Source organism: Pseudodesulfovibrio profundus, assembly GCF_900217235.1.
In the GTDB taxonomy this organism is placed as follows: Bacteria; Desulfobacterota; Desulfovibrionia; order Desulfovibrionales; family Desulfovibrionaceae; genus Pseudodesulfovibrio; species Pseudodesulfovibrio profundus.
In genome coordinates this window covers 353,068-374,304 of record NZ_LT907975.1, presented here as the reverse complement: position 1 = coordinate 374,304, position 21,237 = coordinate 353,068, and the positions used below count along the sequence as shown (strand labels likewise).

The window sequence follows — 21,237 nt, the reverse complement described above, 5'->3', positions numbered from 1 at the left end:
GAAAAAAGGCCGGGAGGAAATCCCCCGGCCTCATTATTCCTAGTTTTCGAAGTACGATCTGAGTAACGCACTCCGAACGGGATGGCGCAACTTGCGTAGTGCCTTGGCTTCGATCTGACGAATACGCTCACGTGTAACGTTGAAGAGTTTACCAACTTCTTCCAACGTGTGGTCAGATTTTTCGCCGATACCGAAACGCTTACGAAGGACCTGCTCTTCTCTCGGTGTAAGATCGGATAAGACAGAAGCAATCTGCTCGCCGAGCTTTGTCGAAACGACTTCTTCGGCAGGCGCGGTTGCCTTCTTATCTTCAATGAAATCGCCGAGGCTGGAATCTTCCTCGTCACCAATCGGTGTCTCAAGAGAAATGGGTTCCTTGGCGATCTTGAGCACTTTCTTCACTTTCTCAAGTGGGTAGTCCATGCGCTCCGCAATTTCTTCGGGGGACGGGTCACGTCCCAGCTCCTGCACCAGATAACGAGAGGTCCTGATCAATTTATTGATGGTTTCAATCATATGAACAGGAATACGAATTGTTCTGGCCTGATCGGCAATTGCGCGAGTAATGGCCTGGCGAATCCACCATGTTGCATACGTCGAGAACTTGTACCCTCTCTGGTACTCAAACTTGTCAACGGCCTTCATGAGACCGATGTTACCTTCCTGAATCAGATCAAGGAACTGCAAGCCACGGTTGGTGTATTTCTTGGCGATTGAAACAACAAGACGCAAGTTGGAACGAATGAGTTCCTGCTTGGCACGCATGGCTGTCTGGTTACCACGCTTGATGCGCCACAGAACTTCTTCCAGGTCATGAACGGAGTGACAACACTTGTCCTGAAGACGATGCATGATCTCCAGTTTACCAGCGAGCATTTCCTTGAAAGAGAAGAACTCCTCCACTGTCATGCCAAGTGTATCTGCAGCAACAACAGGGTTAATCTCTCTGTCATCCACTTGCTTGAACAATTCTTCAATTTCGCTCTTTGTCTGTCCAACGGAAAGGACGTACGCAGAGAGGTCGCGCTGGCAGTTGTGCATTTGACGCACGTAATCGTTGACCGTTTCAATAATGCGGTCAATGAGCGTCTTTTCCAACTTGATATCACGAAGTCGGTTTACGATTTCCTCTTTATAGTTGAGGATATCTTTCTGTACGCCGTACACTCGCTTATCCGGCAGCGCACAGTAGTCCAGCTTTTCGTAAATCTTCTTTTTCTTATTGTAGAGCTTTTTGACTTCAGCCAACAGGTGAATAACCCGCTGGCGTTGGTTCATCTCATCTTCGCTCGGGTCATCTTCCTCAATTGTCTTGACGACATCCTTGAGTTTGACTCGACCTTCTTCAAGATCTTCACCAACGCTAATAAGCTCTTCAACAGCTACCGGCACCTCTATCAGAGAGTAGAGAACATCCAGTTCGCCATTTTCAATTTTCTTGGCGATAACAACTTCACCTTCGCGATCCAAAAGAGCCACAGATCCCATTTCACGAAGATACATTCGCACGGGATCAGTTGACCGGGATGCGTAATCGGCAGAATCATCATCTTTTTCTTCAAGCTTCAAACTCTTGTCATCAGGATCAAACTTCTTTTCATTGCCGTCGTCATCGACGAGTGCAATGCCCATTTGATCAAAGATGGCATGAATTTCTTCCATCTGCTCCGCAGAGTTGTAATCTGAAGGCAAGGCCTTGCTCAACTCGTCGTATGTCAGGAACCCTTTCTTTTTACCTTTGGCAATAAGGGTTTTGAGTTGCTGGATTTCCTTAATGTTGCTCATCGTCCCTCCTGAGAGATTCTTCCAAGGCCCGAAAACAATCGTTTATTCGCTGTTGGTCGCCACTCAGCTGCGCTTCATGTAAAGCCTGCTTGAGTTGCCGCCTGCTTTGCTTTTGCTGTCCATCCGCGATTTTATTGCAGATATGCTTCCATTCGTCCAGTAAAGCGTGACCTGTCAAAATCGAGTCACGCATTTCTTCACGGCATCTGATGTAATAGCTTTTTTCCTGAGGATTCAGCATGCCTAGTAGTTGACCATGCTGCGTATTTATTAGCTTTTCCCAGAATGCCTTAGCCCACTCTGTAACGAGAATGTTAGCAAATCCTTTTTCCACCAACGCCGGGATATAATCCGGATATTGGATGGGAAATTTCAAAAAATACCGATCGTCTTTGTCATCCTTGCCTGTAGATAATGGCCCACCCTGGTTCGCTTGCATTGGCTCTGGTTGGCGTTTTGGTTGCTGTCGAGGTGGTTGATGGGTATTGCGCGGTGGCGCTGAAACACCAGCATCACGCCTGAAATCCACTTCTGATAACCCCAAACCGCTTGCCAGACGAGGTAAGTAATACGCCCGCAACGAAGGATCGGACAATTCCGATAAAAAGTTCTTGGCCCAAGCCACAATATCCCTTGGAGCAAAGCTTGCCCTCAAGGTATTCATACAAAATTGCAATCCGTCAGGAGCCGCATTCATGCATTGCTCCAACCCTTCAGTTCCCTGTTCCTGCAGCAGACTGTCGACATCCTCGCCATCAGGCATCAGTATTACGTTGCAAGCAACACCGTGCTGCAGAATCATTCGACTACTTTTCAAAGCCGCCTTTCGACCTGCCTCATCTCCGTCAAAAATCAGATCTATACGAGAGCAAAACCCTGCTACCCGTTTCACCTGATCCGAGGTCAGTGCTGTTCCCAATACACCGCAGGAATCCGTATACCCAAACTGATGCAGCGTAATAACATCCATGTATCCTTCAGTCAGGATCGCCCGCTTGCTGCGAGTCATGGTCGATCGCGCCAGGTTCAGGCCGTACAAGTGCTCACCCTTCTTGTAAATCGGCGTATCTGAGCTGTTGAGATACTTTGGTTCTCCATCTGTAATTATTCTGCCGCCAAAAGCAATAACCTTCCCCGATAAATCTTGAATGGGGAAAATGAGTCTTCCACGGAACCGGTCGTAAACATTGCCTTTATCATTCGAAGAAAGCAAACCGGCTTCCACGCCATCCTCTTGATTTCTTCCTTTTGACTTGAGATAATTGTCCAAACCATGCCAATCGTCAGGACTATAGCCCAGACCGAATTTCTCGATTACGTCGCGAGTAGTGCCGCGGTCATGGAGGTATCTCAGCGCAACGTCACCAGCAGCCATTTTTAGATTGCGCTGGAAAAACGAGCTTGCCTCAGCATGCATTTCAATAAACATGCGGTTGCGGGCTTTCCTTTGTGCAGCATGGGGATCATGTGGAACAGAGGACAACTCGATACCGGCTTCGGCTGCGAGTTGCTCCAGGCTTTCCCGAAATTCCAGGCCATTTATTCTACCGTGAAAATCAAGCACATCACCAGAAGCCTGACAACCAAAGCAATAAAAGAATCCTTCCTCATCATTGACTGACATGGAAGCAGTCTTTTCCTGATGAAACGGACAAAGGCCGACCCAACGCCCGGAAACCGGCTTCAGGTCGACATAACGGCTCACTATCTCTTTAATACTGATACGAGCTTTAACCGCTTCTACAGCGCTTCTGTCCACAATGAGACTCCTGAAAACTGCCTGCTATTTTAATTTGACCTCAGTCATGCCATCTCCACCTCGCTCTTCATTCGCAAGATTGAAGGAAGCCACTGCAGGGTAATGCTTCAGAAATTCATGAACCTCGCGACGCAAGGCCCCTGTCCCACGGCCATGTACAATTTCCATTTTTCCCGCCCCCTTGCGTAAGGCTCCATCCATGGCTCTTTCCAATTCAGCTAGTGCCATGTCTGCACGATTACCGCGCAAGTCAACTTCTACAACAAGGTCAGAGGGTTCTTTGGAAACAGTACTCGGCCCTTTGGAAGCGGCCGCTTTTGTCTTACCGGCAGGTCCAAGGTGCTCAGCCTTTACCCACATAGCCACACCACCGATGTCAACTTTCACCTGCTTTTTCCGCTGGTTGACCTCAAGTACTGTGCCGGGTTTATTCCATGCCTGATACGACACTTTGATGCCAGGTACAATATCTTCAAAAGAAAACTTAGGCTTTGCAGTAGGCTTTGTCGGAGCCAGTCCATCTACCTTTTCTTTGACTTCAGCCAATTTCTTACGAGCTTCCTTACGCCCAAGCTTCTCTGCTTGCCATTGCTTTACAATAGTCTGAGCTTGCGACTGGATGTTGTCCAACACCTTGCCTCGCTCTTTTTGGAAACGCGTTTCAAGGTTGGCTCGTTTCTTTTCAAGTTTGGCCCGTTCAATCTCAACAGCCTCAAGCTCTTCTTCCCTCTGAACAGCCATTTCGTTCAGTCGATCAAGCACAGAAGTCGTATCAGAACCATCCAACAAAAGGTATTTCTCAGCCCTTTCGAGGATTTCGGCAGGCATGCCGTGTTCTCGTGCAACATCAAGGGCAATGGAGGCGCCAACCTGGTCGTATGCAAGCTTAAACAACGGCTTTTTGGTTCCTGGATCAAACAACACGCTGGCGGCACGGACATAGTCATTGGCCATAGCGTAAGCCTTCAATGCCGGGAAATGAGTTGCGATGAGCGTTGTAGCCCTTTTCTCCACTAAAGAATCAATCACAGCTTGGGCCAATGCTGCGCCTTGTGTGGGATCAGTTCCAGCTCCAAATTCATCAAGAATGAATAAGGTTTGAGAATCAATGCTATCCCAAGCTCGTTTCAGATATTGAATCTGAGCTGTAAACGTCGATACATTTTCTTCGAGGGACTGCTCATCTCCCATGACAACAAAAATATTTTTCCACAAAGGCAGCGTAGAGCCTTCGGCAGCAGGCACTGGAAGACCGGAAAAAGCCATTAAGCTTATCAAGCCCAATGTTTTGAGGCAGACGGTTTTACCACCGGCATTGCCGCCACTGATGATGAGAGCATGTTGTCCCGACAGCAGCTCAATAGTTAAGGGCTGAACTCCCTCATCGGACAAGGCCAGCAAAGGATGTCGTGCCTTCATCAGTTTCGGGTTGCCTTCATCGACAACCTGAAGAGCATGCCCATCGTACTTGTTCGAAAGCGCTACCTTGGCCATCAGTATGTCGAGATTCACCAGTCCGGCATACGCCTCTTCAATGCCTTCGAGTTCATCACGAATAAGTCCTGTCATGTACTTGAGGACTTTGTACTCTTCCTCCCGCTCTTCTTTCTTCAATTCTTGAAGGCGGTTGTTGGTATCAACCAGAAAGATGGGCTCGAAGTAACAGGTTTCGCCTGTCTGAGAATAATCGTGAATGATGCCTTTGATTTTGTTTTTGAAATTCACCTTGAGAGGTAATACATACCTGTCAGAAGAAATCGTCATGAATTCTTCCTGAATGGCATTTCCAAGATTCTCACTCAAAATAAAATCTTTAACGCGCTTGGTGCACCGTTGATGTATGCTGCGAATCTCCTGCCGAACATCCATCAAACCAGGAGAGCTCTCGTCTTTGATTCTGCCGTCAGGGTCTAGGCATCGTTGAATAGCCGAAACCGTTTTAACCGGCCATTCATAGGCAAACAGAGACTTCCAGAGAATGTCCCAACCCCTGTCTTCAAATCCTCGCAAGGACTCACGACAGAAGTATACGTTGTCCAACACCTGCTTAAGTGCAAACAAAGCATCTTGGTCTATCACTACTGCTTGACGATCAAGGTAAGTGAACAGCCCATCAATGGGAGGGAAACTCTTTAAAGAAAAACCAGACTCTTTAACCCAGGCTGCACCCTGCTCGAAAAGCGTGGCGCTGTGATTCACCGCTTCCAAAGAATCAAGAGGACAGATTTTCAGACAAGCCTCAGCCCCTGCCTCAGAGACAGTTAGACCTGAGAGAGAGTTAAGAATCTTGGGAAATTCCAATACTTGCAGTGTTCTGGATTCCATGTGAACCAATGCCTAAGGCTAGATATTGATAACAACGAAGGCTGTTCGAAAAGAGCATTCTTCAAAGACGGAAAAACTCAACCTCAAACGTGTTCACGTTCTGGTTGAGTCGCACCGCAGCACTATCAAGTGATGCTTTTTTCAACAGCCTTATGCGGACAGCTTGGCCTTAACCATATCACTAGCTTTCTTGCCGTCGACCTGTCCTTTGTATGCGGCCAAAACCGCACCCATTACTTTACCCATTTCCTGCATACCGGAGGCTCCGGTATCAGAGATAACCTTTTCCACTGCGGCCTCAAGTTCTTCATCGGAAAGCTGCTTAGGCATGTAGGCTTCAAGTTCCACCAACTCATCGGCTTCCTTTTTCGCCAAGTCCTCTCGACCTGCATTTGTTTACTGATCGAATGCATCTTTACGCTGCTTCACCTGCTTGGCTATCAGTTCAAAGACGACATCATCGGAAAGGGAATCGGACTTCTCATCGATCATCCGGTTTTTGATGGCCGTCTTGAGATGCCTCAAGACGGCCACTTTTACCGTGGATTTGGCCTTGTAGGCCTCGATGTAGTCCTTGTCTATTTGTTTTAACAGACTCATGCTACATTCCGCGCATTTTGCGCATTTTCTTGGCAAGCCTTTTCTTAGCAGCAGCTTTCTTTTTCTTCTTCTGCACGCTGGGCTTTTCGTAGTGTTGACGCTTCTTCAACTCAGACAGAATACCTGCCTTCTCAACCTGCTTCTTGAAACGACGCAGGGAAATGTCGAAGTTGTCGCTATCATCGAGATAAACGCCGGGCAATGTAAATCACCTCCTCGGTGAACCGCTCGCCTAAATATTGGATGCGAGCTGGCGAAATAAGAGAACCCTGATACATTTATAATCCATAAAAGGCAATCAAAAATTCGTTTTATTAAAAAAGAAAAACCCACTGAGATAATCTCAGTGGGTTTAGTGATCGAAAAGAAACTTTGGGCTTAATGATCAGCTTTCTTTGCGTCACGAATGGACTGGAAGACTGTTACAGCCAAACCAAGACCAATGACGCCCAAGACGACGTAAAGGACGCCGAAGAAGACAAAGTGATCAGGCATCCACCAAGGCAAATCCATGGGGAGCGGACTTTGGACAGTTTCACCGTGAATCATCATGAAATTTTCTCCTGATTATTTTACGGCGTCCTTGAGGAGCTTGCCGGGACGGAATTTGACGACTTTAGTAGCCGGAATCTTGATTTCAGCGCCAGTACGAGGGTTACGACCAACGCGAGCCTTGCGTTCGTCTACGGCAAATGTGCCGAAACCGGTCAGAGTAAGTTTGCCTTCTTTTACGAGCGTGTCTTCCACGGTCTCCAAGAATGCATTCAGGGAACGTTCGGCATTCGCCTTTGTCAGGTTTGCCTTTTCCGCGATTTTGACAACCAAATCAGCCTTTGTCATCAGTCCATCCTCCTCAATAAGATTAACCTAAGTATCGGTTGAAGTGCTTTCGAAAGCGAAAAAAACACGTCGGCACTTCTTTTCCTAACAACTTTTCTCTTGGCCTTAATGGAACTTTCGATTTGTGTCCAGTCCGAGCAGTTAAAAAAATGGAAAAAAACTCTGTTATATGGTGTTTTCCGAGGGGGATGGACCACTCTCCACCCCCTTGTTTGCACTTGAGAAAGTCACTCAAAAATCACTAACTACGGTCTTTTGTGAAAATCAGAACGATAGCACATTCGATAACCGCTTAAACTGGTCTGGAGTCAGATTTTCGGGTCGAGCCTTGGGGCTGACCTCCTCGTTTTCGAACCAAAGTTCTACACCTTTTGTCCATTTCTTTTTCAGTATAGATGACAATTGCTTCCTTCGTTGTTGAAAAAGCATTTTGATCAACTTCGCCAGTGCATCAGGATTCTCCGGCCATTGGGCCATTGGAAGCGGCCTGAAAGCAACAACGGCAGAATCAACCTTGGGGCGAGGTCGGAAAACTGTCGGCGGAACTTTGAAGAGATACCTTGTGTCAGCAAAGTTGTTTACCCAGGCTGTCAGTCCGCCATACGTCTTGTTTCCAGGCTGGGCAGTCAACCTCATGGCGACCTCATGCTGTACCATGAAAATGGCTCGCTCCATTGTTTTGACCTGGCTGACAATATCCCAAATCAACTTGGAGCCCACATTATAGGGAAGATTCCCCATAATTTTACACTGATTAAGTGTATTGAGTGAGTTCCAGTCAAACTCCAATGCATCCCCTTCATGCATTTCTATAGATGGATATTGATCCAGCAACTGCGAGGCAAGTTCATCGTCTTTTTCCAGAACCATAAACCGTTCTGGTCCCTCTTCAATGATGAATTTGGTCAACGCCCCCTGCCCCGGACCAATTTCCAATATGACATCCTGCTCATTGATTTCCGCAGATTGCACTATTCGACGGCATATATTTTGATCCTGCAAAAAGTTTTGCCCAAGGCTTTTCTTTGCTCTGTATGGTGTATCTTTACTCATTTTTACTCCCTCTTAGGCATTGATTCATGGTGACTAGCTTAACTGCATGCCGCCTGCAACCATATTGACACCCTATCAATTGTAGACTTATGAGTTCACGGTATTTACCATTTGGAGGTTGTATCATGAATTTGCGAGATTATATCAGAGATATTCAAGACTATCCCAAGGAAGGGATTGTCTTTTTCGACATTACACCTATTCTCAGCGACCCGGACGCATTCCGACATACGGTCGACTGCCTTGCAGAGAAATTCAAGGACTCAGGAGCAACGAAGATCGTTGCAGCAGAAGCTCGAGGTTTCATCTTTGGCGCTCCCTTGGCGTACAAGATGGGCATTGGATTCGTACCGGTTCGGAAACCTGGCAAACTTCCTCATAAAAACCGCTGTGTTTCTTACGATTTGGAATATGGCACGGACACACTTTGCATGCATGAAGATGCTATCGCAGAAGGTGAAAAAGTACTGGTAATCGACGACTTACTCGCCACGGGTGGCACGGCCGAAGGCATGCTTAAACTGGTTACCGAGGCTGGTGGAGACATCGTAGGTTGTGGTTTTGTCGTGCAACTCGGATTCCTCGATGGTCCCAAGGTCATGAAAGATTCCGGGCACAATCACTGCTTCCTTCTTGAAATCGACTAGCGAGTGAATATGACTAAAATCGGAATTATAGGCGGCAGTGGACTGGATAACCCCGACATTCTACAGGATGCACAAGACATCAATGTTGAAACGGCGTTTGGAGCCCCCTCTTCCCCTTTGAAAACCGGTCGCATTGAAGGGCGCGAAGTCGCCATACTTGCTCGCCACGGTCGAGAGCACACAATCCCTCCGACATTCGTCAACTACAAGGCTAATATCCAAGCGTTGAAAGAGGTTGGTTGCAGTCAAATTCTGGCAACTACCGCCTGTGGTTCTTTGCGTGAAAAAATCGACCGGGGCCATTTGGTTATTCTCGATCAATTCATTGACTTCACCAGACGCCGCGATGTGTCCTTCTTTGATTCCTTTGAGCCGCACAATGCAGTGCATACAGGCATGGCAGAACCTTTCGACAAGAATATGCGCAATACCTTGATCAAAGGATGTGAAGACCTCAACATAACGCACCACAAAACTGGAACGGTCATTACGATTGAAGGCTCACGTTTTTCAACTCGTGCCGAATCAAACATGTTCCGCATGTGGGGCGCAGACGTTATCAACATGAGCGTTGCCCCTGAGTGCATTTTTGCGAACGAGGCTGGCATCCCCTATGCCGCTGTGGCGATGAGCACAGACTACGACTGCTGGAAGACTGATGAAGCTCCTGTAACATGGGACGATATTCTGGAAGTCTTCAAAGGGAACGTTGAGAAAGTGATTTCCCTGCTCAAGGAAACAATCCGCAATATAGATTAGAATGACAACACCTTTGCCCGATTGCGATCTGCTGGTCCGCGCCGACACAATTATCACTCAGGATGAAAAGCGCCGGATCATAAGCAACGGGGCCGTTGTCATCAAAAATGATATCATCGCTGACATAGGTACATATGCTGACATGGAGTCAGCATATGCACCTATTGAACGACTGGACATGGTCGGCAAGATTCTGATGCCCGGCCTAGTCAATGCCCACACTCATTTACCCATGACGCTACTCAGGGGGGTCGCTGATGACCTTCCCCTAATGCGTTGGCTGGAAAAACACATATGGCCAGTAGAGCATCAACTCACAGAGGAGATGCTGCGTATAGGAGCACGCATTGGGTGTGCTGAATTAATCAGAACCGGGTGCACCTCATTCTTAAACGGTTACTTTAAGGAATTCACAACTGGAGATGAAGCTAATCAGGCTGGACTACGTGCCGTCTTGGGCGAAGGATTTTTCAGTTTTCCATCTCCAATGTTTCCAACAGCCGAAGATTGTTGGAAAACAATACGAGAGCTACATAGTAAATACAGTAGCAGCCAGCTCATCAGTACGGCTGTAACTCCCCACGCGGTATTCACCGTAAAGCCCGGCGACCTTGAAGCCAGCTACCATCTTGCAAAAGATTTGGGTCTCCAATGGCAGATCCACCTGGCTGAGTCTCCCGAAGAAACAGCCATTTGCCTGGACAAGTACGGCAAACGCCCGGTTCAACTGTTGGCGGATTTAGACCTGCTTTCGCCATGTACAACTCTTCACCACTGTGTTGATGTGACAAGCGAAGAGATTGCCCTCTTATCTGAACGCCAGGTAAATGTTGTTCACAACCCCTCATCCAATCTTAAGCTGAATTCCGGAATATCACCTGTTCAGGAGATGCTTGACGCTGGTGTTGTTGTCGGACTTGGAACTGATGGCGCTTCAAGCAATAATCAACTGAACATGTTTAGAGAGATGGGGTTGGCCGCACTCATAGGTAAAGTTCGCCAAAATGATGCGTCAGCCGTAAATGCTCAGTCGGTACTGGATATGGCAACACGAGGCTCAGCAAACTGTTTGGGGATGAGTGAGCTTGGACAGATTGCAATTGGAAGTCCGGCGGATTTGATTGCATTTGATTTATCCTCACCCAACATGATGCCAGTATACAATCCGATTTCACATTTGGTTTATGCAAGTACGGGTCATGAAGTGTGCATGACAATGGTTGGAGGTAAAATTCTTTATTTATATGGAAATTACTGGACAATGGACATAAAAGCATTGCATTACGATGCGTTGCGAGCAAAAGAATGGGTTGTTTCGGTGGCTAAAAAGTAAAATCAAGTCTAAAAAAACTTGACAACCACCCCCCATGGTGCATATCGAATTCTGCTCTTGCACCACAAACGAGATTAATATGCTTTCGGAGCATAATTTTAGCCGATTCATTTTTTAGGAGGAAGGCACACAATGGCCAAGAAAAAAGCTATTTCCCTTGAGGGCGCTGTAAAGACTGATGAAGGTCTCAGCTACAAGGGCATGATCATGGAAGAAATTGTTGAGAAATGTGAAGGTTGCGAACGTGTTGCTGCTGTAGAAGGCGGCAAGTACTGCCCTGCCTACGCCCAACCTGCAATGAAATGGGCTCACGGTGTTTGCAACTTTGCCACCCACGTCCGTGCAGAGGTTGACAGCGCCGGTGCGGTCAAGGTCAACCCGCTGAAGGCATCCAAACGTGCCGCTCGCGGTCGCTAGGAACCAGTTTCAGACAAGGGGCGGGGCTTGGACCCCGCCTTTTTTTTTGCTTTGAGTACAAACAACAGCTATTAAAATGGCAGCCGGAGGCGTCGTTTATGAAATCAGTTTTTGATACGATAGAAAAACAATCTGATCGAGTAGTCGAACTGCAGACCGCTTTGACTGCCATTCCTGCCATGGGCCCTAAAAATGGCGGGGACGGAGAAAAAGAAAAAGCAGATTTTCTTTTATCCTACCTGAAGTCCATGGGAATTGCTGACATTCGTGAATATCGTGCTCCGGACGAAAGCGTCAGTTGCGGATACCGACCTAGTGTGGCAGCCATCATACCTGGCAAAAACACAGAAAAAACCCTGTGGGTTATTTCGCACACCGATATCGTTCCTCCGGGCGATCTGGGATTGTGGAACTCAGACCCATACACCGTGGTTCGCGATGGCGATGTCATTACTGGCCGCGGAGTCGAAGACAATCAGCAAGGAATAGTTTCCTCCCTGTTGACCGCCCATGCTCTGATTGACAATGGGATCACCCCTGAAATCAATTACGGTATGATATTCATTGCAGATGAAGAAACAGGCTCGACCTTTGGCCTTGACTACCTGCTTCGCGAACATGAAGAGCTTTTCAAAAAAGAAGACCTTATTCTTGTCCCGGATTTTGGTGAATCGACTTCCGATATGGTCGAAGTTGCAGAAAAGTCCATGTTCTGGTTGAAAGTCATAGTTGAAGGCAAGCAATGCCACGCCTCCACTCCAGACCAGGGGATTAATACTCTTGTCCCGGCCTCTGCAATGATTCTCAAGATTAAACAACTTGAAGATATTTTTGATGCGGAAAATCCCATATTCGATCCTCCTCGCTCGACTTTTCAGCCGACAATGAAGGAAGCAAACGTTACTAACGTCAACACCATTCCCGGGCGCGATGTCTTCTACGTCGATTCCCGCGTAATGCCTGAATACGACCTGGACGAAATCCTCGACCAGATTAAAGTATACGGCAAAGAAGTTGAAGACGAATACGGCGTAACCATTTCTTATGAAGTTCCGATGCGCGAACAGGCTGCTCCGGCAACACCGGAAGACAGTGAGATTGTCCAAAAGACCATTGCCAGTATCAAGCGGGTCTACAACAACTCTCCGCGCCCCGTTGGCGTTGGTGGCGGCACCGTAGCCGCTCTGCTTCGCCGCAAAGGCTACCATGTCGTTGTATGGGCCACCCTCAACCACTGCGCTCACCAGCCCAATGAATGGGCCTCGATAAAGAACACGATCGGTGATGCAAAAGTTATAGCCGACATGCTGATCTCCTGATTCAGCCTACAGCCATGGATAAAGCTCCTTTTCCGCAGAAGTTCGACCTTATAGTCGTGGGCGCAGGTCATGCCGGCTGTGAAGCTGCCATGGCATCTTCCCGGCTTGGTCTGAAGACGTTACTGCTGACGATCAACATTGATAGGATTGGCCATCTCTCATGCAACCCAGCCATCGGCGGGCTTGCAAAAGGACACATGGTCAAAGAGATCGATGCACTGGGTGGAATGATGGGACTGTGGGCGGATGCCGCCGGGATACAGTTCCGCATTCTGAATACTCGCAAAGGTCCAGCCGTTCGCTCGAGTCGCGCTCAGATTGATCGCGCCGAGTATATGCGCGTTGTCCAAAAATCGATTTTTTCCCAGGACAACCTTTGGGTCTTCCAAGACACCGCTTCCGAAATACTTGTCGAAGATGGTCGAACCTGCGGAGTTAAGACCGAGTTGGGCGAATCAATCCCGTCCGACGCAGTACTGCTCACTACCGGGACATTTTTGAAAGGGTTGATGCACGTTGGGCTCAGCAACTTCAAAGGTGGCCGCTTTGGTGACCCTGCATCCAATACACTTTCGGATTCGCTCAGGTCACTTGGATTTGAGCTGGGAAGACTAAAAACCGGAACAACTCCACGCTTGCTGAAGTCGACCATCGATTTCGACAAAATGCAGATCCAGCCTGGTGATGATCCACCTCAGCCTTTCAGCTTTCGCAACAAGACGGTTCCTCTGGAGCAGGTCCCCTGCTATCTGACGTATACCAATCCGGAAGCCCATGATGCTATCCGAACCGGATTCGACCGTTCTCCGATGTTCACCGGCGTCATTGAAGGAACTGGTGCCAGATACTGCCCTTCCATTGAAGACAAGGTTGCCCGGTTCCCGGAAAAGGACCGGCATCAGGTCTTTGTCGAGCCAGAGGGGTTGGACAATCCTGAAATGTATCCTAGCGGCATACCGACCAGCCTCCCTTTTGATGTTCAAAAAAAAATGGTTGCAGCAATTGTCGGCTTGGAGAATGCCCAAATTGTTCGCCCTGGCTATGCCATCGAATATGACTTTGTCCCCCCGACTCAGATGAAGCCGACTCTGGAGACCAAGCGTGTCGACGGTCTATATATGGCCGGACAAATCAATGGCACCTCCGGCTACGAAGAAGCTGCAGCACAAGGCCTCTGGGCAGCACTGAATGTTGCTGCAAAACATGATGGCCGTGAACCATTCCTGCTTTCGCGTGATCAAGCATATATGGCTGTCCTGGTTGATGATTTAGTCACCAAAGGAACGCTGGAGCCATATCGCATGTTCACTTCACGCGCAGAACATCGACTGCTGCTTCGTGAGGGAAATGCCGATCAACGCCTGACCCCCAAGGGGCGCGAAGTTGGTCTTGTCGACGATCAGCATTGGGAAATTTTCACACGTAAAGAAAACCAATTACAGACCGTAATTGAGGCCATGAAATCAATACGGATCAAACCGAATGCAGAAAACAGGGAAATAATGCGCTCGATTGGCGCATCGATCCCAGGCAAAGCCGTCGAGCTGGCCGCCCTGCTTCGTCAACCTCAGATGACAATTGAAGAACTTGAGGTCTTCTATCCACAATTGGCTGAGATGGATGATGCAGTATTACGGGAAGCTGAAACACAGCTTCGTTATGAAGGGTATCTTGTCAAACAGGAAGAGCTTGTCAAAAAATTCAAGCAACTTGAAAACGTAACATTACCGCCTAGCCTGGATTATGCAAATGTTGCAGGGCTCACTACGGAAGTAAAAGAAAAGCTGACGAACGTGCAGCCCATGACGCTTGGACAGGCCAGTCGCATTTCAGGCGTTACACCTGCCGCCATATCCTGTTTGGAAATCCACCTTAAAAAGCTTGGTTTTTTGTAACAATCCTTCTCTTGTCGTCCTATTGACAGGGGGTCTTCCACTGTCTAAATAGCTCTTATGCAATGATGCTTGTGTCTAATAGCAAAAACAGATTTCAGTAACACCTATCAAGGAGTCTGGTCTTGGACGAAGGGTCTGACAGTCGATTCATCAACATTATTAAAAAAATTTTTGGCAATAACAGCCAACATCTGGAAGAGCACATTCTTGAAGCAAAGGCTGAAGGCGAAATCGACCGCGATGAAGTCTCAATGCTTCTCAACATACTTGATTTCGATGAAAAACGAGTCACCGAAATCATGGTACCCAGAAGAGACATGGTCTGTGCTAATGATCAGCAGACCGTGCAGGATGTTGCTCACCTTATAGTTACACAAGGTGCTCATTCGCGTATTCCGGTTTACACTGAAACCAGGGATCACATCATTGGTGTTGTCCACTCAAAGGATTTGCTGATCCCTTTGCTGAAAGGAAAGGATAACCTTCCCATCACAGATATCATGCGTCCTGCTTTTTTCGTTCCTGAAGAAAGTAAGCTTGATTCGATTCTTTCTTCCTTTAAGCGAGAAAAGCTCCACATGGCCATTGTTCAGGACGAGTATGGTGGGACATCGGGCATGGTTACCATGGAAGACGTTCTTGAAGAAATCGTCGGCGAAATTGCCGATGAATACGACGAGGTACGCCCCGATGACATTCAGGAATTGCCCAACGGGGTCTTCATAGTTTCAGGACGAACTCCACTGGAAGAAGTTTGTGAAAAGTGTTCACTGGCACTGGAAAGCAACGATGTCGACTCCATAGGTGGGTACATTGCTGCCATGGCTGGACGAATCCCCAACCAGAATGAATTTTTCACGTTTGGCGGACGGCGCTTCACAATACTTGAAGCTGACGATCGGCAAATCTGGTCAATCCGGATAGAAATCCTGGAAGAGGCCTAGGTGCTCTCCCTCGTTGTCTTTGCAGCACTGGGAGCCTGGATAGGTTTTGCCAATCCACTGCTACACTTTCCCCTGGCCGCATTGCTATTTCCCCTATGTCTTTCATGGATTGGCCTCAGGGCAACATCCGCTAAAAAGGCATTTAAATACGGGTGGATCGCAGCTCTTCTGGCCGGTGTTGGAATAGTATATTGGGTCGTCATCCCTGTTCAGATATATGGCGCCCTCCCCTGGTACATAGCCTTACCATGCCCAGTACTCCTGGCCGGAATACTGGGCCTTTACTATGCAGGCTATTCCCTGCTCATGTATAAAGCTGGCCGCCGACTGCAAGGAGTATCCCTTTGCTTGGTTGCCGGCGTACTTTGGGCTGCAATGGAAATAGCCATGGGAACCATGTTTTCCGGCTTTCCATGGATGAACCTGGGGTCAGCTTTCGTACCCTGGGTTTATGCCATCCAACCAGCTTCACTGGTGGGCGCATATGGATTGTCAGGCATACTTACCTCTCTTGCTGTGGCCTTGCTGCTCTACTCAACCTACAGAAGCACACCACTACTCGCTGTGAGCTTGATATTGTTCATAGGAGGCTATGGTGTCTATCGGGTTGATTTTAGCAAACAGCCTGAACCTGACGTTATGGTTTCGATCATTCAGGGAAACGTGGATCAAGCCCAAAAATGGGAACAAAAATTCCAGGCTGAAACGGTCAATACCTATATTCAATTGACACAGGAAGCCATTCAGAAAAATCACTCCAAAATTGTTGTATGGCCTGAAACAGCCATGCCGTTCTATTTGCAGGATAGAACTCCTTTCAACGACTCCATTCAGGGATTGGCAAAGGACTCTGGTGTACATATTGTCACAGGCTCCCCTGCATACAATGTCATCAACCTGAAAACGAGAGCGTATAACCTCCTCAACCGAGCCTGGTTGATCGATGAGACTGGTAGAATGACGCAGTCTTACGACAAAGAACACCTGGTTCCCTTTGGTGAGTATATGCCTTTGCAGGAATGGGTTCCTTTTGAAAAGCTGGTTAAAGCCGTCGGGAATTTTGTGCCCGGGAAGAACAATTCGCCGCTGATCAGTGACGGCATTGCTCTTGGCGTGCTGATTTGCTATGAAGGCGTCTTTCCGGAACTTGCCCAGAAGCAGGTTGAAAAAGGAGCAAGTGCCCTTCTTAATATTAGTAATGATGCGTGGTTCGGTGACACTTCAGCTCCTCGGCAGCACCTCAATCTGTCTGCCATGCGAGCGGTAGAGCAAGGTCGGTGGCTGATACGGTGCACCAATAATGGGATATCAGCATTCATAACACCAATTGGTAGCGTCCAGAGTACAACAGTACAATTCAAGGCTGAGACTTTAAGCAGCCAGGTTGCTCCGATCAAAGACAAGACAATCTACCATCAGTATTTCACTCGGATTAAAACAAGCATAATTATACTTGCCGTACTAAGCATTGGCTTTTTATTCTTCCCAAGACGAAAAAAAGATACATAGGATCAATCATACATGTCGGACTATGCTGAATTAAAATCACTTTCCTCTGATCTTTTAGAGCAATTCGCATCCCTTTGGGGGCGTCTTTGACTATGCTCAAACAGACAAGCGACTTGAAGAAATAGAAACAGAGCTTTCCGCACCTGGTGCTTGGGACAAGCCGGATGAATTGACTCCAACTCTTAAGGAGAAGAGTCAGTTAAGTACTAAAAAGCAGATGTATGACGATCTGATCGAGGCCAAGGAAGATCTCGAGGCCTGGCTTGAGCTAGCCAACGAAGACCTTGATGAAGAAGTCCTCACAGCATTGGAAAAACAGATAAAACTGTTTTCTTCACATCTTGCCAGCACTGAACTGGCGACCATGTTCACATTTGAGCATGATAAAAATAATGCAATTCTGGAAATACACCCCGGGGCCGGCGGAGTCGAATCGCAGGATTGGGCTGAAATGCTACTCAGGATGTATAACAGATATGCCGAACGAAAAGGTTTTAAAGTCACACAACTCGACTTTCAACCTGGAGATGAAGCCGGGATTAAATCCGTCACTATTCAAATCGAAGGGCTGTACGCATACGGCTTGCTTAAAGGTGAAGTCGGCGTACATCGACTCATCCGTATCTCTCCCTTTGACTCTTCCGGGCGCCGTCATACTTCCTTTGCCTCGGTAGATGTTTATCCGGACATGGACGATGATATCGAGATCGAAGTAAAAGATGAAGATCTGAGAATCGACACATTTCGTTCAAGCGGGCCCGGCGGTCAAAGCGTCAACAAAACGAGTTCTGCCGTGAGGATTACCCATATCCCCACTGGTATCGTTGCCCAGTGTCAAAATGAAAAATCGCAACACCGAAACAAGGCCACAGCACTGAGGCTCATCAAGGCTCGCCTTTATGAAGTAGAGCTCAAGAAGATAGAAGAAAGCCGCAGGCAGGACTACGAATCCAAAGAAGCCATTGCCTGGGGAAGTCAAATACGGACATACACCCTGCAGCCCTATCGCTTAGTGAAAGATCATCGATCCAATAGTGAGGTCGGTAATGTTGAAGCTTTTCTGGATGGGGATCTGGATGAAATGATCAGAAACCACCTACTCTACATTCATGCGCATGGATAAACTATCTCAGTTCCCGGAAAATGAGTTGGCTGCTGAATTGGCTCGACTACAGGAAGAGTTGGGGAGCCATGCTACCGGCTCAACCGATGCAGAAAACACCCTATGGATTTTCAGGCAGATTCAAGGTGTGTCCTCAGATCAATGGGAAGACATTTCTCAAAAATACGACTTGGGTAATTGGCTGACGCTGCCTATAGATGGTAGTGCATACCCTCAGTTGAAACAATTTCAGGAAACCCTGGAACGACTGGCGTATCAAACAGAACACGATGCCTTAACCGGGCTTGCTAACCGCAGGGCTTTTGACCGTACTCTTGATATTGAAATCGAACGCTCCAAAAGGGCCAAGACACCGTTATCAATCGCCATTTTTGATCTGGACAATTTCAAATCCATCAATGACACCTATGGTCACCCAAAAGGTGATGAGGTTCTGGCCACATTTGCTAAAAAGCTCCAGAAAACAACAAGGCGTTACGACCTGGCGGCACGTTACGGCGGTGAAGAATTTGCTCTCATCATGGCAGGCTCGGGGCTTGTGAAAGCCCAACGTTTGTTACGCCGTCTGTTAGGCGAATTCAGAGAGATAGAGTTTGAGCGAACCGATGGCGACGGGACGTTCAGTGTAACGACATCTGTCGGGCTCACCTGCTTCAAAGGAAGTTCTGGGGTCACAGCCGAGGAACTTGTCAAACTTGCCGATGATGCTTTGTATGAAGCCAAGACCACTGGCAAGGATCAGGTCAAAGTATCCAAACTACTTTTTGTCGACAATGTTCCGAACGACACTTTGGTTCAGGCCAATGAAAAGCAATTCCTTTTTGGTGGAAAATAATGGAGACAGGACATGAATAGCAACAACACTTTGAGTCTTGCCATCATGAGCGGCAAGGGTGGCGTTGGAAAAACCAATATAGTGCTCAACCTTGGATACGCCCTTCATCAGGCAGAAATGACTGCCATGCTTATGGATTGCGATCTCGGATTGGCCAATCTGGATGTCCTACTTGGCATCTCTCCAGACCGGAATCTTCATGACCTTATCCAAAATGGCGTAGATGCAGAAGATGTGCTCTACCCCATCGAGGATGGATTCGACATGCTGCCTGCCACCAGCGGCGTGCCGGAATTGGTTGAAATGGATGAGGATATTCAGGAAATTCTTTTCACCAAGTTGATCACTCTTGCTGGTGAGTACGACTACCTGATGTTGGACCTTGGAGCGGGAATCAGTCAGACCGTTCTGCAAATGGCATCCCTTACACAATTGCGAATTGTAGTTGTCACTCCGGAGCCAACATCATTGACGGACAGCTACGCAATGATCAAAGTCCTGGCGACCCAGCATGACGTGAAAGACTTCCTTGTAGTAGTCAACCAGGCCACTTCCGCAAATGAGGCCAAACAGACATTCGAGCGTCTTGCTGCAGCATGTAAAAACTTCTTGAATATCGAACTGAGAAACTTGGGTTTCATCCATCAGGACTCAGCTTTGGTAGATTCCGTTCGCCATCAGACACCTCTTCTGAAGCATGCACCAAACTCAAAAGCAAGCAATGATATCAGGCAGTTGGCAAGCAAGATCATGCGCTACCGCCAAGATAATAAAGAGCGGATTGCAGCACGTCCGATTTTAAAAGACCTTATTTCTTCGTAAAAAGTAAATAAGGGGTTGACGAAAAGAGCCAAATTTCGGCATAGTTAGTGAGAATTTATGATACTTTTACGTATCGATGTTGACAGCCGTGGTTCACGAACGCAGAAAACTCAATGTCTCAGGGGGACATCATGAACAAGAGCGAACTGATTAAGGCTCTGTCCGAAGAGAAAAAAATGCATGTTGACGAAGCAACCAATGTTGTTGGAGCTTTCGTTGATTCCGTTAAAGAAGCACTCCTCCGCGGCGATCGTGTTGAAATTCGCGGTTTCGGTAGTTTCAAGATCAAAGAATACGACGGATACACCGGCCGTAATCCCAAGACCGGAAGCGTTGTTCAGGTCAGACCCAAAAAGCTCCCCTTCTTCCGCCCAGGCAAAGAGCTGAAAGAATTTATCAACGAATAGATGCATTGGTTAACATATTGCCTGCTTTGTGGGGCACTTCTCCTGTGTAGTAGTGCTGCGCATGCAGAGCAACCGTTGTTGAGTATTCTCTATTCGGCAAATACGTTTGGCACGGTGCGACCATGTCCTTCATGAGGTGGTAAAACCATTGGAGGTGTGGCCCGGCGGGCCACGTATTTTTTTGATGTGCATCGTTCTACGGCTCCGACAATCAAGGTCTCTGGCGGATACGAGTACCTGAGTCCGGAGAGCACATCCCTGCCCCTTTCTGATCTGAAGGGTTTAGTAAAAGCCTATGACTTCATTGGCTATGATGTAGGTTTGTTATCAAAAGAAGAAGCTGCTTTTTTTGAAGAATCAAACTGTGTTCCAGATTCGTCCCGAAAAACGGCGGAGAAAGAACCATTCACACTGATCACTTTAGAGACAGGCGAAAAAATCGGTTTTTTGCGGTTTCCATCACTTGATGAAATCGACCAAATCCCAACTGATGCCACTCTAAACTCTCTTTCAGATCAAATCAAAAAACATAAGCAAAGCGTGAACTTGCTTATAGGTATCACAGATTGGGGTTGGAAAGTTGAACGAGAGTTTTTGGCTAGAAATCCGGAACATATTCCGGACATACTGTTAGGCAGTGGTAATGGATCCGGCGTCACAGGGCGTATCCTGGCCGATGGTAGATGTATTTGGTACAGGACATACAATAAGGGGAAAACGGTGATCGAGGTCAAACTGCTTGCTTGGCCCGACCGTACTAAACCTTTTGCATGGTCTGAACCTGAGAAAATCATCTCTCAATCAATCGGCTTAAGTGACAAATATTATGACAACCCGGAAGTAGCTAACTTTTTCAAGTAAAGGC

20 protein-coding genes and 1 pseudogene are annotated in these 21,237 nt (G+C 47.5%); 13 read left to right on the top strand and 8 right to left on the bottom strand.

The window, feature by feature from the left end:
• Nucleotides 1-39 precede the first annotated feature (39 nt).
• The 8 genes and pseudogenes from rpoD to rsmA form a co-directional block, all read right to left on the bottom strand.
• On the bottom strand, nucleotides 40-1,785 hold the full coding sequence (gene rpoD, locus DPRO_RS01815) for an RNA polymerase sigma factor RpoD (RefSeq protein ID WP_097010538.1): 1,746 nt from the start codon (nucleotides 1,783-1,785) through the stop codon (nucleotides 40-42).
• A complete protein-coding gene (gene dnaG, locus DPRO_RS01810) occupies nucleotides 1,772-3,544 on the bottom strand; it encodes a DNA primase (RefSeq protein WP_097010537.1) in 1,773 nt (590 codons plus the stop codon). The genes rpoD and dnaG overlap by 14 nt, the downstream gene beginning before the upstream one ends.
• A 24-nt stretch (nucleotides 3,545-3,568) precedes the next feature.
• The gene (locus DPRO_RS01805; protein ID WP_097010536.1) at nucleotides 3,569-5,869 is read right to left on the bottom strand and encodes an endonuclease MutS2; all 2,301 of its coding nucleotides are present in this window, start codon (nucleotides 5,867-5,869) and stop codon (nucleotides 3,569-3,571) included.
• 150 nt (nucleotides 5,870-6,019) lie between these two features.
• Nucleotides 6,020-6,469 (bottom strand): annotated as a pseudogene (locus tag DPRO_RS01800) (GatB/YqeY domain-containing protein).
• Between the two features lies 1 nt (nucleotide 6,470).
• Nucleotides 6,471-6,671, bottom strand: coding sequence for a 30S ribosomal protein S21 (rpsU, locus tag DPRO_RS01795; RefSeq protein ID WP_015413817.1), 201 nt, complete (start codon nucleotides 6,669-6,671; stop codon nucleotides 6,471-6,473).
• 176 nt (nucleotides 6,672-6,847) lie between these two features.
• Entirely contained in the window at nucleotides 6,848-7,021 is a 174-nt protein-coding gene (locus DPRO_RS01790; protein WP_157917339.1) for a hypothetical protein, read from the bottom strand.
• A 15-nt stretch (nucleotides 7,022-7,036) separates the two neighbouring features.
• Nucleotides 7,037-7,309 (bottom strand): HU family DNA-binding protein, encoded by a 273-nt coding sequence (locus tag DPRO_RS01785; RefSeq protein ID WP_097010535.1) that lies wholly within the window; start codon nucleotides 7,307-7,309, stop codon nucleotides 7,037-7,039.
• A gap of 264 nt (nucleotides 7,310-7,573) precedes the next feature.
• Nucleotides 7,574-8,362, bottom strand: coding sequence for a 16S rRNA (adenine(1518)-N(6)/adenine(1519)-N(6))-dimethyltransferase RsmA (rsmA, locus tag DPRO_RS01780; RefSeq protein WP_097010534.1), 789 nt, complete (start codon nucleotides 8,360-8,362; stop codon nucleotides 7,574-7,576).
• A gap of 125 nt (nucleotides 8,363-8,487) precedes the next feature.
• Here rsmA and DPRO_RS01775 point away from each other — a divergent pair, with 125 nt between their 5' ends.
• From DPRO_RS01775 to DPRO_RS01715, 13 genes are all read left to right on the top strand, one after another.
• Nucleotides 8,488-9,009, top strand: coding sequence for an adenine phosphoribosyltransferase (locus DPRO_RS01775; RefSeq protein WP_097010533.1), 522 nt, complete (start codon nucleotides 8,488-8,490; stop codon nucleotides 9,007-9,009).
• Between the two features lie 9 nt (nucleotides 9,010-9,018).
• Nucleotides 9,019-9,768 (top strand): S-methyl-5'-thioadenosine phosphorylase, encoded by a 750-nt coding sequence (gene mtnP, locus DPRO_RS01770; protein WP_097010532.1) that lies wholly within the window; start codon nucleotides 9,019-9,021, stop codon nucleotides 9,766-9,768.
• 1 nt (nucleotide 9,769) lies between these two features.
• Nucleotides 9,770-11,101, top strand: coding sequence for an amidohydrolase family protein (locus DPRO_RS01765; protein ID WP_097010531.1), 1,332 nt, complete (start codon nucleotides 9,770-9,772; stop codon nucleotides 11,099-11,101).
• Nucleotides 11,102-11,233: 132 nt separating this feature from the next.
• Nucleotides 11,234-11,518 (top strand): PxxKW family cysteine-rich protein, encoded by a 285-nt coding sequence (locus DPRO_RS01760; protein WP_097010530.1) that lies wholly within the window; start codon nucleotides 11,234-11,236, stop codon nucleotides 11,516-11,518.
• Between the two features lie 98 nt (nucleotides 11,519-11,616).
• Nucleotides 11,617-12,837: a M20 family metallo-hydrolase gene (locus tag DPRO_RS01755; protein WP_097010529.1), complete on the top strand. Its 1,221-nt coding sequence runs from the start codon at nucleotides 11,617-11,619 to the stop codon at nucleotides 12,835-12,837.
• A gap of 14 nt (nucleotides 12,838-12,851) precedes the next feature.
• Complete coding sequence (gene mnmG, locus DPRO_RS01750; protein WP_097010528.1) at nucleotides 12,852-14,732, top strand: tRNA uridine-5-carboxymethylaminomethyl(34) synthesis enzyme MnmG; 1,881 nt, start codon at nucleotides 12,852-12,854, stop codon at nucleotides 14,730-14,732.
• Nucleotides 14,733-14,854: 122 nt separating this feature from the next.
• Nucleotides 14,855-15,676, top strand: a complete 822-nt coding sequence (locus DPRO_RS01745) for a hemolysin family protein (RefSeq protein ID WP_097010527.1) — start codon at nucleotides 14,855-14,857, stop codon at nucleotides 15,674-15,676.
• A complete protein-coding gene (gene lnt, locus DPRO_RS01740; RefSeq protein ID WP_097010526.1) occupies nucleotides 15,677-17,185 on the top strand; it encodes an apolipoprotein N-acyltransferase in 1,509 nt (502 codons plus the stop codon).
• A 12-nt stretch (nucleotides 17,186-17,197) separates the two neighbouring features.
• Nucleotides 17,198-18,308 (top strand): peptide chain release factor 2 gene (gene prfB / locus DPRO_RS01735; protein ID WP_097010525.1). Its coding sequence is split into 2 segments (ribosomal slippage): nucleotides 17,198-17,272 and nucleotides 17,274-18,308, totalling 1,110 coding nucleotides; the frame shifts between segments, so codons are not numbered across the junction.
• Nucleotides 18,301-19,143, top strand: coding sequence for a GGDEF domain-containing protein (locus DPRO_RS01730; RefSeq protein ID WP_232005672.1), 843 nt, complete (start codon nucleotides 18,301-18,303; stop codon nucleotides 19,141-19,143). The genes prfB and DPRO_RS01730 overlap by 8 nt, the downstream gene beginning before the upstream one ends.
• A 12-nt stretch (nucleotides 19,144-19,155) precedes the next feature.
• Complete coding sequence (locus DPRO_RS01725) at nucleotides 19,156-19,965, top strand: MinD/ParA family protein (RefSeq protein WP_097010523.1); 810 nt, start codon at nucleotides 19,156-19,158, stop codon at nucleotides 19,963-19,965.
• A 131-nt stretch (nucleotides 19,966-20,096) separates the two neighbouring features.
• Entirely contained in the window at nucleotides 20,097-20,372 is a 276-nt protein-coding gene (locus tag DPRO_RS01720; RefSeq protein WP_097010522.1) for an HU family DNA-binding protein, read from the top strand.
• Complete coding sequence (locus DPRO_RS01715; protein WP_420705228.1) at nucleotides 20,373-21,233, top strand: UshA-like (seleno)protein family 2; 861 nt, start codon at nucleotides 20,373-20,375, stop codon at nucleotides 21,231-21,233. It abuts the gene before it with no gap.
• Nucleotides 21,234-21,237: the final 4 nt, after the last annotated feature.

Bases quoted from the DNA above. Each gene is read 5' to 3' on its own strand.
- DPRO_RS01730 (WP_232005672.1), top strand. From the start codon at position 18,301: ATGGATAAACTATCTCAGTTCCCGGAAAATGAGTTGGCTGCTGAATTG.
- DPRO_RS01725 (WP_097010523.1), top strand. From the start codon at position 19,156: ATGAATAGCAACAACACTTTGAGTCTTGCCATCATGAGCGGCAAGGGT.
- DPRO_RS01760 (WP_097010530.1), top strand. From the start codon at position 11,234: ATGGCCAAGAAAAAAGCTATTTCCCTTGAGGGCGCTGTAAAGACTGAT.
- rsmA (WP_097010534.1), bottom strand. From the start codon at position 8,362: ATGAGTAAAGATACACCATACAGAGCAAAGAAAAGCCTTGGGCAAAAC.
- rpoD (WP_097010538.1), bottom strand. From the start codon at position 1,785: ATGAGCAACATTAAGGAAATCCAGCAACTCAAAACCCTTATTGCCAAA.
- mnmG (WP_097010528.1), top strand. From the start codon at position 12,852: ATGGATAAAGCTCCTTTTCCGCAGAAGTTCGACCTTATAGTCGTGGGC.
- DPRO_RS01790 (WP_157917339.1), bottom strand. From the start codon at position 7,021: ATGATGATTCACGGTGAAACTGTCCAAAGTCCGCTCCCCATGGATTTG.
- DPRO_RS01720 (WP_097010522.1), top strand. From the start codon at position 20,097: ATGAACAAGAGCGAACTGATTAAGGCTCTGTCCGAAGAGAAAAAAATG.
- DPRO_RS01765 (WP_097010531.1), top strand. From the start codon at position 9,770: ATGACAACACCTTTGCCCGATTGCGATCTGCTGGTCCGCGCCGACACA.
- DPRO_RS01775 (WP_097010533.1), top strand. From the start codon at position 8,488: ATGAATTTGCGAGATTATATCAGAGATATTCAAGACTATCCCAAGGAA.
- mtnP (WP_097010532.1), top strand. From the start codon at position 9,019: ATGACTAAAATCGGAATTATAGGCGGCAGTGGACTGGATAACCCCGAC.
- DPRO_RS01755 (WP_097010529.1), top strand. From the start codon at position 11,617: ATGAAATCAGTTTTTGATACGATAGAAAAACAATCTGATCGAGTAGTC.
- DPRO_RS01785 (WP_097010535.1), bottom strand. From the start codon at position 7,309: ATGACAAAGGCTGATTTGGTTGTCAAAATCGCGGAAAAGGCAAACCTG.
- DPRO_RS01805 (WP_097010536.1), bottom strand. From the start codon at position 5,869: ATGGAATCCAGAACACTGCAAGTATTGGAATTTCCCAAGATTCTTAAC.